The organism is Streptomyces sp. NPDC043876 (assembly GCF_056435825.1).
The window spans coordinates 274710-287932 of sequence record NZ_JBWKDV010000001.1 but is presented as its reverse complement, the minus strand read 5'-3'; the positions used below and the strand labels follow the sequence as shown (position 1 = coordinate 287932).

The following is a 13223-nucleotide window of genomic DNA, read 5'->3' as shown; positions in this document are numbered from 1 at the left end:
CCATGGCCCGCACCACACCCAGGCTCAGATCTACCTTCGCCGCGGCCGCCGCGATCGCGGCCGCCCTCGGCGGCGTCACCGCCATCACCCCCATGGCCCAGGCGGCCACCGCCGCCCCGGCCGCGGCGACGGCCCTCCCGCCCGAACTGGAGGCGATCCGCGCCGCGGAGGCCACCAGGATCTACGGGGACCCGGCGATCCGCCCGGTGGCCGACCGCAAGACCGGTCTCATCTCGCTCGGCGACAGCGAGATCTCCGGCGAGGGGGTGGGCGCGTACGACCCCGCGACCAACACCTCCTCCAACCAGTGCCACCGCTCGCCCGACTCGGCCATCCACCGCACCGGCATCCCCGCCGACCTCACCTTCAACGTGGCCTGCTCCGGCGGCTACACCGGCAACATCCGGATCGGCGGCAGCAAGCAGTACGCCGACGAGCTGGTCCAGAGCGACAACCTCGCCATCAAGGCCCGCAACACCCGGATCAAGATGGTCCTGCTGGTCGCCGGGGCCAACGACGACCTCCAGTTCGGCCCCGTCATGACCGACTGCGTCACCCGCTGGGTGCTCAGCCAGGGCACCTGCGAGCCCAAGTACGGTCCCGGCTGGCAGGCCCGGGTGGACGGCCTGCGGCCCAAGGTCGAAGCGACCGTCGCCGACCTCAAGACCGTCATGCGCGGCGCCGGTTACGCCGACACCGACTACAAGCTCGTCGTGATGGGCTACCCGAGCCCGATCGGCCCCGACTTCAACGACAACCCGAACTTCCCCGGCAAGCTCCCCGGCGGCTGCGCGGGTTACGACTCGGACGCCTCGTGGGGCCGCAACCACGCGGTACCCGCCTTCGAGAAGGGCATGCGCGCCGCCGCCCTCGCCTCCGGCGCCACCTACCTGGACAACTCGCGGCTCTTCAACGGCCACGAGGTCTGCATGGAGGACGCCTGGGCCCGCGGCCTCTACCTGGACCTCGGCGACCACTTCCCGTGGGACGAGAACACCGCCCGCCAGTCCTTCCACCCCAACGCCCGCGGCCACGCCGCCTTCGCGTCCTGCCTGACCCAGCTCTACGGCTCGGGCCTGCGCGAAGCCTCCTGCGCCGACCCGGCGAGCACCGGCACCCCCGTCCTGCAGGCCGGGGCCTGGGACGACCTCTACAAGCCGCTGAAGAACGCCGGGACCGGCACCTGCGTCGACACCAACGCCGGCTCCAGCGCCAACGGCACCGCGCTCCTCGGCTGGGACTGCCACGGCGGCCGCAACCAGGGCTGGTGGTACGACGCCCCCCGCAAGTCGCTCCACGTCGAGCTGACCCAGGACCGCTGCCTGGACGCCCCCGGCGGCAACTACGGCGCGGGCACCGCCCTCGTCCTCTGGAACTGCCACGGCGGCGCGAACCAGCAGTTCGTCCGTGACGGAGCCACCCTCCACCCGCAGGCGGCCCCCGGCATGTGCCTCACCGTGGCCGCCGCCCACGACCCGGTCCGCCTCCAGCCCTGCAACGGCTCGGCGAACCAGCGCTTCGCGTAACCACCCCGGCGGGCCGACACCCCCGTAGGCCCGCCAGCACCCCCGCACCCCCACCCGGCCGGCGCACCCCGGCCGGGTGTTTCCGTACCGCCGGGGCGGTAAGGGCTACGCCAGGCCCGGGCCGCGGACCGGGATGTGGGTGAAGGTGGGCTCCGGGGCCGGGTTCTGGAAGAAGTCGTTGCCCTTGTCGTCGACCACGATGAAGGCGGGGAAGTCCTCGACCTCGATCCGCCAGACCGCCTCCATGCCCAACTCCTCGTACTCCAGGACCTCGACCTTCTTGATGCAGTCCTGCGCGAGGCGGGCCGCCGGGCCGCCGATCGAGCCGAGGTAGAAGCCGCCGTGCGCGGCGCACGCGTCGGTCACCTGCTGCGAGCGGTTGCCCTTGGCCAGCATGACCTTCGAGCCGCCGGCCGCCTGGAACTGCTCGACGTAGGAGTCCATCCGGCCGGCCGTGGTCGGGCCGAAGGAGCCGGACGCGTAGCCCTCGGGGGTCTTCGCCGGGCCCGCGTAGTACACCGGGTGGTCCTTCAGGTACTGCGGCATCGGCGCGCCCGAGTCCAGCAGCTCCTTGATCTTGGCGTGCGCGATGTCGCGCGCCACGACCAGCGGGCCGGTCAGGGACAGGCGGGTCTTGACCGGGTGCCGGGTGAGGGTGGCGAGGATGTCGTCCATCGGCTGGTTCAGGTCGATGGAGACGACGTCCGCGGACTCGTTCAGGTGCTCGTCGGTGGTCTCGGGGAGGAACCGGGCCGGGTCGCGCTCCAGCTGCTCCAGGAAGACGCCCTCCGCGGTGATCTTCGCGGTGGCCTGGCGGTCGGCCGAGCAGGACACGGCGATCGCGACGGGCAGCGAGGCGCCGTGGCGCGGCAGGCGCACCACGCGTACGTCGTGGCAGAAGTACTTGCCGCCGAACTGGGCGCCGATGCCGATCTTCTGCGTCAGCTCGAAGACCTGCTGCTCCAGGGCCTCGTCGCGGAAGCCGTGGCCCAGCGCCGAGCCCTCGGTGGGCAGTTCGTCCAAGTAGTGCGCCGAGGCGTACTTCGCGGTTTTGAGCGCGTGCTCCGCCGAGGTGCCGCCGACCACGATCGCCAGGTGGTAGGGCGGGCAGGCCGCCGTACCGAGCGAGCGGATCTTCTCCTCCAGGAACTTCATCATGGAGGCCTCGTTGAGGACCGCCTTGGTCTCCTGGTAGAGGAAGGACTTGTTGGCCGAGCCGCCGCCCTTGGCCATGAAGAGGAACTTGTACGCGCCGCCGTCGGTGGCGTACAGCTCGATCTGCGCGGGCAGGTTCGAGCCGGTGTTCTTCTCCTCCCACATGGTCAGCGGGGCCATCTGCGAGTACCGCAGGTTCAGCCGGGTGTAGGCGTCGTAGATGCCGCGCGAGAGCGCCGCCTCGTCGCCGCCCGAGGTCAGCACGTTCTGGCCGCGCTTGCCCATCACGATCGCGGTGCCGGTGTCCTGGCACATCGGCAGCACGCCCGCCGCCGCGATGTTCGCGTTCTTCAGCAGGTCGAGGGCGACGAACTTGTCGTTCGCCGACGCCTCGGGGTCGTCGATGATCCGGCGCAGCTGCGCGAGGTGCGCGGGGCGCAGGAAATGCTGGATGTCGTGGATGGCCTCTTCGGCGAGCAGGCGCAGCGCCTCGGGCTCGACCTTGAGGAACGTACGGCCGTCGGCCTCGAAGGTGGAGACGCCCTCCGCGGTCACCAGCCGGTAGGGGGTGGTGTCCTCGCCCAGGGGCAGCAGGTCGGTGTACGCGAACTCCGGCATCGTGTGGCCATTCCTCACTCGGCAGACAGCGCGCTGACGCCCGATTGGCAGCGCGCCCACCAGCCTAGGACCTCTTTCCCCGGCTTCCTCTGTGAGGTAAGGCTCACTCGCCAGTATCGCGATCTATCGTGTCTCGCTATGCTGGCGGACGTGGACCTCGAAAAGCACCCCGCCGCGCCCGTGCCCGTCGCCGCGCCCGCGCCCGCGGCCGACTCCGCGTCCGTCGCGCTGCGCGCCTCCGACGCCGACCGCGACCGCATCGCGGGGATCATCGGCGACGCCCTCGCCGAGGGCCGGCTGACCGCCGAGGAGCACGCGGAGCGCCTCGACTCCCTCTACGCCGTCAAGACGGTGGCCGAACTGGAGGTGCTGGTGCGCGACCTCCCGGCGGCCCCGGGAGCCGCTCACGCCCCGCCCGCGCCCGCAGCCGGTCCGGCCTGGCCGGTTTCCGGCCCGCCCGCTGGCGCGTACGCCGAGAACGTGGTGGCGGTCTTCAGCAGCTCGGCCCGCAAGGGCCGCTGGCGCCCGGCGGCCCGCACCCGGGCCGTCTCGGTCTTCGGCGACATCACCCTCGACCTCAGCGAGGCCGTCTTCGAGCAGCAGGTCACCGAGATCAACGTGACCTGCGTCCTCGGCAACGTCGAGGTCCGCGTCCCGGAGAACGTGACCCTGCGGGGCTACGGCAGCGGCGTGCTCGGGAACTTCGAGGTCCGCGGCGAGGGGGAGTCCGCCACCGACCCGCAGGCGCCCGTCGTGATCGTCCGCGGCTTCACCGTCCTCGGCAACATCGAGGCGCGCCGCAAGCGGGGGGCCCGGCTCGTCGACCTCGCGGACCGGTTCCGCAAGCGGCTGGGCTGACGGCGGATGGCCGGGCGCGTCCGGTGGTGCCGGGGGCGCCGGCGGTCGCGGGCGCGGCCGAAATGGTTCCGTTTGGCTTCCGCATACGGCGGATTCCGGTCGAACTTCCGCCGGGTGGCACACAGTGCATAGGGGCGCGTACAGCGGGTAGGGACAGGTGCATCGTCTCTCGCTCGCGAATACGTCGTCAGGAGTAGACCGTGCAGCATCCGCCGCATCAGTCCCTGCAGGTAGCCACCGTGCAGAGCGTCCGGGGTATTCCGGGCCCACGGACGCCCGCGAGGGAAGAGGACGGCCCATGGCACGCGGAGGCGGTGTGCCGCAGGGATGAGGCGGGGCTCTTCTTCGCCCCCTCGAAGGAACCGACCGCGGCGCGGCTCGCGCGCGAGGAGGCGGCCAAGCGGGTCTGCGCCCGCTGCCCCGTGATGGTGGCCTGCCGGGAGCACGCGCTGCTCCAGCCGGAGCCGTACGGGGTGTGGGGCGGGCTCACCGCCGCCGAGCGGCGCGTGGTGCTGGCTCGGCGGCGGCGGCGGGCCGCCGAGCTTCGGCAGGGGCCGGGGTCCGAGCCGGTCGCTGCCGCGGGCTGAGCGGGTCGCCGGCCGCGGGCCGAGCCGGTCGCTGCCGCGGGGTCGCCGGTGCGGCGCCGTTGCCGGGGGCTCCGCCCCCGGACCCCCGCGCCTCAAACGCCGGCGGGGCTGGATGTGCCGCGCGGGGGCCGTGGACGCGAAGGAGGGGCGGTCCCCGCCGCACGCGGGGGCCGCCCCTCCTTGTCCTGCCGGTCGCAGGCCTACTGCGCGCGGTCGAAGTCGATCGCGCTGTACGCCCGCAGCTTGGACAGGCGGTGGGTGGAGTCGATCTGCCGGATCGTGCCCGACTTCGAGCGCATGACCAGCGACGAGGTGGTCGCCGTCTCCGAGCGGTAGTGGACGCCGCGCAGCAGCTCGCCGTCCGTGATGCCGGTCGCGACGAAGAAGACGTTGTCGCCGGAGACCAGGTCGTTGGTGTGCAGGACGCGGTCCAGGTCGTGGCCCGCGTCGATGGCCTTCTGGCGCTCGGCCTCGTCCTTCGGCCACAGCTTGCCCTGGATGGTGCCGCCGAGGCACTTGATCGCGCAGGCCGAGATGATGCCCTCGGGGGTGCCGCCGATGCCCAGGAGCAGGTCCACGCCGGTGCCCTCGCGCACCGCCATGACCGAGCCCGCGACGTCGCCGTCCGAGATGAACTTGATGCGGGCGCCGGTCTCGCGGATCTCCTTGACGATGCCCTCGTGGCGGGGGCGGTCCAGGATGACCACGGTGACGTCCTCGACGGCCATGTTCTTGGCCTTGGCGACGCGCCGGATGTTCACCGAAACGGGTGCGTTGATGTCGACGAAGTCGGCGGCCTCGGGGCCGGTGACCAGCTTCTCCATGTAGAACACCGCGGACGGGTCGAACATGGTCCCGCGGTCGGCGGCCGCCAGGACGGCGATCGCGTTCGGCATGCCCTTGGCGTTCAGGGTGGTGCCGTCGATCGGGTCGACGGCGATGTCGACCTCGGCGCCGGTGCCGTCGCCGACCCGCTCGCCGTTGAAGAGCATGGGGGCCTCGTCCTTCTCCCCCTCGCCGATGACGACGACGCCGTTCATCGAAACGGTGGAGATCAGGGTGCGCATGGCGTTGACCGCGGCGCCGTCGGCGCCGAGCTTGTCACCGCGCCCGACCCACCGGCCCGCGGCCATGGCGGCGGCCTCGGTGACCCGGACGAGCTCCAGGGCGAGGTTGCGGTCGGGTGCCTCCGGAGAGACTTCGAGCTGGGGCGGCAGGTTGTGCTCGGTCATCGGAGCGCACCTTTCTGTACGGCGACGGCCGGAAGTGAGGGTGCTGGAACTCTATCGGTACGTCGATAAATTGAGCAGGGCGGGGCACGTATGAGCGGTATATCGGTCAGCGGATTGGCCTGAGCGGACGGTTCGCGCCCGCCGTGCCCCGGGCCGCCCGGCCTCCCGGGGCGACCCTGGTGATGATCGCGTACCGCGATGCGGGACGATGGTGGCGTGGCAGGCATGAAAGGCAAGCAGACGATCTGGGACATGGTCCGGTCGCTGGCGGTCATCGGCGTGGTCGTGGGGGGCATCTACCTGGCCGTCCCGCACGACGACAAGGCCGACCCGACCGTGGTCGTGGACTACCGGATCGAGACCCTCACGGCCCGCCGCGCGGCGCCGTACCCCGTGGGCTCGCCCGTCGGGCTGGGCAAGGAGTGGCGCGCGACCTCGGTGACCTACGACCGCCGCGCCGCGAACGCCTGGCACCTGGGCCTCCTCGACCCGCGCGGCCAGTACGCGGCGGTGGAGCAGTCGAGCGACACCTCGCAGAAGTACGTGGAGAAGGTCACCCAGAAGGCCGGGGCCACCGGGGCGACGCAGCGGGTCGGCGAGCTGACCTACGAGCGCTGGGACGGCCCGAAGTACGACGCCCTGGTGCGCCGGGAGCAGGGGTACGTGACCGTGGTGACCGGCACCGGCTCCTTCGAGGAGCTGGGCGAGCTGGCCGCGGCGCTGGAGTTCAAGCAGGGCGGCTGAGTCGCGGCCGCCTGGGCGGCCGAGCCCACGGTGCGCCGCCCGCGGCCGGGCCCACGACGCGCGTAAGGCCGCCCGCCCCGGGGAAACCGGGGTGGGCGGCCTTCTCGCATTCTGCGGCGCGGGGGCGCGGCGCGGGGCTCAGACGGTCGTGACGACCTGGTCGAACTCCAGGCGCGGGGAGCGCGGGTACCAGGCGTTCTCGCCCGGCTTGCCGATGTTGATGACCATCAGCGGGGTGTGGTCGGCGTCCAGGAACTCCTTCTGGACACCGGCGAAGTCCAGGCCCGTCATCGGACCGGCGGCCAGACCGGCGGCGCGGATGCCGACGATGAAGTACGCGGCCTGGAGGGCCGAGTTCACCAGCGCGGACTGCTCGCGCACCGGGCGCTCGGTGAAGAAGAGGTCCGCGGCCTGCGGGAAGCCGGGGAGCAGGGCCGGCAGCTCCTCGTGGAACTCGTTGTCCGCGGAGAGGATCGCGACCAGCGGGGCGGCCAGGGTCTTGGGCTGGTTGCCCTCGGCCATGTGCTTCACCAGGCGCTGGCGGGCCTCGGGGGAGCGGACCAGCGTGATGCGCAGGGGCGTCTGGTTGAAGGCCGTCGGGCCGAACTTGACGAGGTCGTAGATCGCCTGGACCTGCTCCTCGGTCACCGGCTCGTCGGAGAACGAGTTGGCGGTACGGGCCTCGCGGAACAGGAGGTCCTGGGCGGCGGCGTCAAGAACGAGAGACATCGGAAAGCCTTCTTCCATACGAATACGGGGGTGAAGCGATGACACCGACGGTACGCCCAAGAGATTTAAATTTCAACTACTCGGGTGTCGCGGTGACCGGCCTCACAGCCCCGTCGTCGCCGCCGTGCTAGGCGTCGTCCCCGCCGGACCCGCCCGCCGCGCCGTCCCCCGCGCGCTCCGCCAGCGCCGAGTCCAGCCGGGCGCGGGCGCCCTCCAGCCAGTTCCGGCAGACCTTCGCCAGGTCCTCGCCCCGCTCCCAGAGGGCCAGGGACTCCTCCAGGGAGGTGCCGCCCGCCTCCAGCTTGCGCACGACCTCGATCAGTTCGTCGCGCGCCTGCTCGTACCCCAGCGCCGTACCGGCCTCAGCCATTCCCCGCTCCGATCTTATCTGCGTGACACAACGAAAACATTGCGGGAGCGTGTCGCCTATCCGGCGTCCGCGCCGCCCCCGGCGCCCGCGACGCGGACGGTGAACTCGCCCTCCGCGACCCGCGCGCGCAGCACTTCCTCCGCCCCCAGCCCCTCCGGCGAGCGCACCACGTGCCCGTCCGCCCGCTGGAGCACCGCGTACCCCCGCTCCAGCGTCGCCGCCGGGGACAGCGCAACCACCCGGGCGCGGGTGTGCGAGAGCTCCGACTCGGCGCGGTCCAGCAGGTGGCCCAGGGTCCGCCGGGACCGCGCGAGCAGCGCGTCCAGCTCGTCCTCCCGGGTCTCCACCATCCGCTGCGGGTGGACGAACACCGGCCGGCCCAGCGCGTGCGCGAGCCCCCGCTCCTCCCGGTCGAGCAGCCCCCGCACCGCGCGCAGCCCGCGGCCCTGCAGCTGACGTACCCGCTCCAGCTCCTCGCCGACGTCCGGGACCACCTTCTTCGCGGCGTCGGTCGGCGTCGACGCCCGTACGTCGGCCACCAGGTCCAGCAGCGGCGAGTCCGGCTCGTGCCCGATCGCCGAGACCACCGGAGTGCGGGCCGCGGCCACCGTCCGGACGACCTCCTCGTCGGAGAAGGGCAGCAGGTCCTCCACGCTGCCGCCGCCGCGCGCCACGATGATCACGTCGACCCCGGGCAGCGCGTCCAGCTCCTTGACCGCCTCGATCACCTGCGGCACCGCGTGGACGCCCTGCACCGCGACGTTGCGCACCTCGAAGCGGACGGCCGGCCAGCGGCGGCGCGCGTTCTCCAGAACGTCCCGCTCGGCCGCCGAGGCCCGCCCCACCACCAGCCCGATCAGCTGCGGCAGGAACGGCAGCGGCTTCTTGCGGTCCAGCGCGAGCAGGCCCTCGGAGGCCAGCGACCGCTTGAGCTTCTCCAGCCGCGCCAGCAGCTCGCCGATGCCCACGGGCCGTATCTCCGTGGCCCGCAGCGACAGCTGCCCGCGCGGCGCGTACCACTCGGGCTTGGCCAGGACCACGACCCGCGCGCCCTCGGACACGACGTCCGCCACCTCGTCGAACACCTGCCGGAAGCAGGTCACGCTCAGCGAGATGTCGTGCGACGGGTCGCGCAGCGTCAGGAACACCACCCCGGCCCCCGGCCGCCGCGAGAGCTGGGTGATCTGGCCCTCCACCCACACCTGGCCGAGGCGGTCGATCCAGCCCCCGATCAGGCGGGACACCCGACCGACGGGCAGTGGCGTCTCCGGCGATGAATTCAGACCCATGCACGCAGGCTAGCCGCCGGGACCGACAGAGCCGACGGCTCCGGCGGGTCGTGCGCCGGGTCCGTCAGGTCGGACCGGGTCGGCTCCGTCACGTCGGACCGGGTCGGCTCCGTCGGATCACGCGCCGGGTCCCGCGCCCGTGCGCCGCCCCCGCTGTGCCACCAGCACCACCAGCCCCACGGCGAGCCAGAGCGCGCCCACCCACTGGGCGGTGGGCGACGCCCCGACGATCACCGCGACCGTCACCGCCGCGCCGAGGACCGGCACCACCAGGTGCTGCCACCAGCGCGGGGCGCCCCCGGAGCGGCGTACGACGAACCAGCCGACCACGGAGGCGTGCAGCAGGGTGAAGGCCACCAGCGCCCCGACGTCCACCACGGAGACCAGGTGGTCGAGCCCGTCGTCGCGCCGGGCCGCCCAGACCGCCGCGACCAGCGTCACTGTCGCCGCGACCAGCAGCGCCGGGCGCGGGGTGCCGCCCCACGTCCGGGCGAGGACCCGCGGCAGCCGCCGGTCGCGCGCCATCGCGAACAGCAGCCGACCGGCCGCCGCCTGCCCGGCCAGCGCCGCGAAGGCCGCCCCGATCGCCTTGCTGACCGCGACGAGGTCGTGCAGCCAGGGCCCCACGGCCGACTCGGCGGTGGCGTAGAACGCCGGGCCCTGGAGCGCCGGCTCCGCCGCCAGCTCGGCGGCGGACACCGGGGTCAGCAGCGCCGCCAGATAGGTCTGGGCGATGAAGAGCACGCCGGTCAGGGCCAGGCAGAAGAGCACCGCCCGCGCGACCTTCGCGCTCCCGCCCGTCACCTCCTCCGCGAAGGACGCGATCGCGTCGAACCCCAGGTAGGACAGGACCGCCACCGACACCGCCCCGACCACCGCCCCGAGCGAGAAGCCGAGCGAGCCGTCCCCGGTCAGCGGCGAGAGCCAGCCGCGCCGTGCGCCGTCCTGGACCAGTGCGGTCACGGCGGCGACCAGGAACACCAGCAGGACCAGGATCTCCAGGGCCAGCACGGCGAAGCCGACGCGCGCCGCCGCCCGTACGCCCCACAGGTTCAGCAGCGTGGTGACCACCACGGCCAGCGCCGTCCACACCCAGCGCGACACCTCGGGCACCAGCGCGTTCATCGCGATCCCCGAGAAGAGGTACGCCACCGCCGGGATCAGCAGGTAGTCGAGCATCGCCATCCACCCGGCGATCAGCCCCGCCCCCTCGCCCAGGCCCTTGCGGGCGTAGGTGAAGACCGAACCGGCCTGCGGCGCGACCCGCACCATCTGCGCGTACGAGAAGGCCGTGAAGGCCATCGCGACGGTGGCCGCGAGGTAGACCAGGGCCACGGCGCCGTGCGACTTCGCGTCGAGGGTGCCGAAGATGCCGACCGGGGCCATCGGCGCGATGAAGAGCAGGCCGTAGACGACCAGGTCGCGGAAGCCCAGACTGCGCCGCAGCCGCCCCTCGGGGGCGCCGTCGGGCGCCGGGCCGGCCACCGCGGCGGCATCCGTATCGCTATCCGTACCGGACACCATCCGCCCTCCGAGCGACGCTGTGGACACGCTTTCGGTCCAGTCTCTGCCGAACGGGCGACGTCCGGCCTGTTGGACACCCCCGTACGATGGACGCCATGACTGCTGCCGCTTCCCGCCGTGTCCTCCTCGCCGCCCCGCGCGGCTACTGCGCGGGCGTCGACCGCGCCGTGATCGCCGTCGAGAAGGCGCTGGAGCAGTACGGCGCCCCGGTCTACGTCCGGCACGAGATCGTCCACAACAAGTACGTCGTCCAGACGCTGGAGAAGAAGGGCGCCGTCTTCGTCGAGCGGACCGAGGAGGTCCCCGAGGGCTCCATCGTGATGTTCTCGGCGCACGGCGTGGCCCCCGTCGTCCACGACGAGGCCGCCGAGCGCAAGCTCGCGACGATCGACGCGACCTGCCCCCTGGTCACCAAGGTGCACAAGGAAGCCGTCCGGTACGCGAACGAGGACTTCGACATCCTCCTGATCGGCCACGAGGGCCACGAAGAGGTCATCGGCACCTCCGGCGAGGCCCCGGACCACATCACGATCGTCGACGGCCCCGAGGACGTCGCCAAGGTCACCGTCCGCGACGAGTCCAAGGTCGTCTGGCTGTCGCAGACCACGCTCTCCGTCGACGAGACGATGGAGACGGTCGACGCGCTGAAGACCAAGTTCCCGCTGCTGGTCTCGCCGCCGAGCGACGACATCTGCTACGCGACCTCGAACCGGCAGGCCGCCGTCAAGGTGATGGGCGCCGACTCCGACCTCGTCATCGTCGTCGGCTCGAAGAACTCCTCGAACTCGATCCGGCTGGTCGAGGTCGCCCTGGACGCGGGCGCGGGCGCCGCGCACCTCGTGGACTTCGCGAGCGAGATCGACGAGGCCTGGCTGGAGGGCGTCACCACGGTCGGCCTGACCTCGGGCGCCTCGGTGCCGGAGGTCCTGGTCGAGGAAGTGCTGGAGTGGCTCGCGCAGCGCGGCTACGCCGACGTGGAGATCGTCAAGACGGCCGAGGAGTCGATCGTCTTCTCGCTGCCGAAGGAGCTGCGCCGCGACCTGCGCACCGAGGCCGCGAACCTGCTCGCGGGCGGCTAGCCGCCCCCCTGGGCCGGGTCACCTCACCCCGGCCCGCTGTTTTTCGTACGGTGGGTCCATGCAGATCTTCGGTGTGGACATCGGCGGTTCCGGGATCAAGGGCGCTCCCGTGGACCTTGACCGCGGCGACCTGGCGCAGGAGCGCCACAAAGTACTGACACCGCATCCGGCCACTCCCGACGGGGTGGCCGGCTGCGTCGCGGAGGTCGTACGGCACTTCGACTGGAGCGGCCCGGTCGGCGTCACCTTCCCCGGGGTCGTGACCGGCGGCATCACGCGCTCGGCCGCCAACGTGGACGAGGGCTGGGTCGGCCTGGACGCCGCGAAACTGCTCTCGGAACGCCTGGACGGCCTCCCGGTCACGGTCCTGAACGACGCGGACGCGGCGGGCGTCGCGGAGATGACGTACGGAGCGGGCCGCGGCCGCGGCGGTACGGTCATCCTCCTGACCCTGGGCACGGGCATCGGCAGCGCCCTCTTCACGGACGGCCACCTGGTTCCCAACAGCGAACTGGGCCACCTGGAACTGCGCGGTCACGACGCGGAGAGCCGCGCCTCGGTGAAGGCCAAGGAGGACGGCGACCTCAGCTGGGAACGCTGGGCCCACCGGCTGCAGAGGTACCTGGCCCACGTGGAGATGCTGTTCTCGCCGGACCTCTTCATCCTCGGCGGCGGCGTGAGCCGCAAGCCGGAGAAGTTCCTGCCGCTGATCGAGGGCATCCGCGCGGAGATCGTCCCCGCGACCCTCCAGAACAACGCGGGGATCGTGGGCGCGGCGATGGCGGCGCGGCCCGCCTCGGCGTGAGGGGGCGCGGTCTGCGCACGTGAGGGGGCGGGTCGGGCTACGCGGCGGGGCTTCGTCAGGCGACGCGGCGGGGCGGGGTGCGCCTCCGTCCGATGAGCACGGCCTTGCGCACCACCGCGATCAGAGCGGCGATCAGGGTCCCGGCGTACAGCCACCCGGCGTGCAGGGACAGCGCCGTGACCACGCCCATCAGCTGACCGCCGAAGCCGCCGGAGCCGCCCGCGAGGGGCCATACCCCGGCGGTGAAGGCGATCGGCGCGGCGATCGGCGCGGTGACCAGGTCGGCGGGGCGCACCCAGAGCGCGGTCGCGGCGGCGACGGGCAGGAAGAGCAGCCCGTACCCGAGGAACGACGCGTCGAAGAGCAGCCAGTCGATCCCGGAGGCCAGCACCATCGCGGCGCAGGCGAAGAGCCCGCCGCCGAGCCCGGTCAGCCGGGGCCGCGGCAGCCGCCGGGCCACCCGGGGGCCGGGCCGCGGTCCGGGCCGGGGCCCGCCGGCCTGCGGGGGTACGGCGGCGGGCCGCCGCGCCGCCGCCGGCTGTCGCTGCGGGTGATATGCCGATCGCATCCTGTCTCGCTCCACTGGACCAAGCTAGGCGGCGCGGGCCCCGGACGGGTGCCTGGACACGCGTACATCCACCGGCGCGCATCGGAAAGTAAACTGTCCGATGGCCCGTACCCGGGCCAGCCCCCTCCACTACGGGAAG

The 13223-nt window shown here is 72.6% G+C and carries 13 protein-coding genes; 6 read left to right on the top strand and 7 right to left on the bottom strand.

Features of this window, described 5'->3' with window-relative positions:
• The first annotated feature begins 2 nt into the window (after window positions 1-2).
• Window positions 3-1526: a ricin-type beta-trefoil lectin domain protein gene (locus AC0693_RS01460; protein WP_478800709.1), complete on the top strand. Its 1524-nt coding sequence runs from the start codon at window positions 3-5 to the stop codon at window positions 1524-1526.
• Between the two features lie 105 nt (window positions 1527-1631).
• On the opposite strand, the gene AC0693_RS01455 is transcribed toward AC0693_RS01460, so the two are convergent.
• Window positions 1632-3299, bottom strand: a complete 1668-nt coding sequence (locus AC0693_RS01455) for a fumarate hydratase (RefSeq protein ID WP_356404388.1) — start codon at window positions 3297-3299, stop codon at window positions 1632-1634.
• Window positions 3300-3449: 150 nt separating this feature from the next.
• Between AC0693_RS01455 and AC0693_RS01450 the strand changes: the two genes are divergently transcribed.
• A complete protein-coding gene (locus tag AC0693_RS01450) occupies window positions 3450-4157 on the top strand; it encodes a DUF1707 SHOCT-like domain-containing protein (RefSeq protein ID WP_356404390.1) in 708 nt (235 codons plus the stop codon).
• A gap of 200 nt (window positions 4158-4357) precedes the next feature.
• Window positions 4358-4744, top strand: a complete 387-nt coding sequence (locus tag AC0693_RS01445; RefSeq protein WP_356404392.1) for a WhiB family transcriptional regulator — start codon at window positions 4358-4360, stop codon at window positions 4742-4744.
• A gap of 200 nt (window positions 4745-4944) precedes the next feature.
• Here AC0693_RS01445 and glpX read toward each other — a convergent pair whose 3' ends face one another.
• Complete coding sequence (gene glpX, locus AC0693_RS01440; RefSeq protein ID WP_354379662.1) at window positions 4945-5976, bottom strand: class II fructose-bisphosphatase; 1032 nt, start codon at window positions 5974-5976, stop codon at window positions 4945-4947.
• Window positions 5977-6201: 225 nt separating this feature from the next.
• Between glpX and AC0693_RS01435 the strand changes: the two genes are divergently transcribed.
• Window positions 6202-6720: a DUF4245 domain-containing protein gene (locus AC0693_RS01435; protein ID WP_356408988.1), complete on the top strand. Its 519-nt coding sequence runs from the start codon at window positions 6202-6204 to the stop codon at window positions 6718-6720.
• Between the two features lie 138 nt (window positions 6721-6858).
• Here AC0693_RS01435 and AC0693_RS01430 read toward each other — a convergent pair whose 3' ends face one another.
• From AC0693_RS01430 to AC0693_RS01415, 4 genes are all read right to left on the bottom strand, one after another.
• A complete protein-coding gene (locus AC0693_RS01430) occupies window positions 6859-7449 on the bottom strand; it encodes a malonic semialdehyde reductase (RefSeq protein ID WP_356408961.1) in 591 nt (196 codons plus the stop codon).
• Between the two features lie 127 nt (window positions 7450-7576).
• A complete protein-coding gene (locus AC0693_RS01425; protein ID WP_469317702.1) occupies window positions 7577-7819 on the bottom strand; it encodes an exodeoxyribonuclease VII small subunit in 243 nt (80 codons plus the stop codon).
• A 56-nt stretch (window positions 7820-7875) separates the two neighbouring features.
• Window positions 7876-9108 carry an exodeoxyribonuclease VII large subunit gene (xseA, locus tag AC0693_RS01420; protein ID WP_478800708.1) on the bottom strand — a complete coding sequence of 411 codons (1233 nt, stop codon included), beginning with the start codon at window positions 9106-9108 and terminating at the stop codon, window positions 7876-7878.
• A gap of 117 nt (window positions 9109-9225) precedes the next feature.
• Window positions 9226-10632, bottom strand: a complete 1407-nt coding sequence (locus AC0693_RS01415; RefSeq protein ID WP_478800982.1) for an APC family permease — start codon at window positions 10630-10632, stop codon at window positions 9226-9228.
• A gap of 86 nt (window positions 10633-10718) precedes the next feature.
• Between AC0693_RS01415 and AC0693_RS01410 the strand changes: the two genes are divergently transcribed.
• On the top strand, window positions 10719-11711 hold the full coding sequence (locus AC0693_RS01410; RefSeq protein ID WP_356408949.1) for a 4-hydroxy-3-methylbut-2-enyl diphosphate reductase: 993 nt from the start codon (window positions 10719-10721) through the stop codon (window positions 11709-11711).
• Window positions 11712-11769: 58 nt separating this feature from the next.
• Window positions 11770-12516 carry a polyphosphate--glucose phosphotransferase gene (gene ppgK, locus AC0693_RS01405; protein WP_478741095.1) on the top strand — a complete coding sequence of 249 codons (747 nt, stop codon included), beginning with the start codon at window positions 11770-11772 and terminating at the stop codon, window positions 12514-12516.
• Between the two features lie 55 nt (window positions 12517-12571).
• Here ppgK and AC0693_RS01400 read toward each other — a convergent pair whose 3' ends face one another.
• Window positions 12572-13084 carry a DUF6542 domain-containing protein gene (locus AC0693_RS01400; protein ID WP_356408944.1) on the bottom strand — a complete coding sequence of 171 codons (513 nt, stop codon included), beginning with the start codon at window positions 13082-13084 and terminating at the stop codon, window positions 12572-12574.
• Between the last annotated feature and the right edge of the window lie 139 nt (window positions 13085-13223).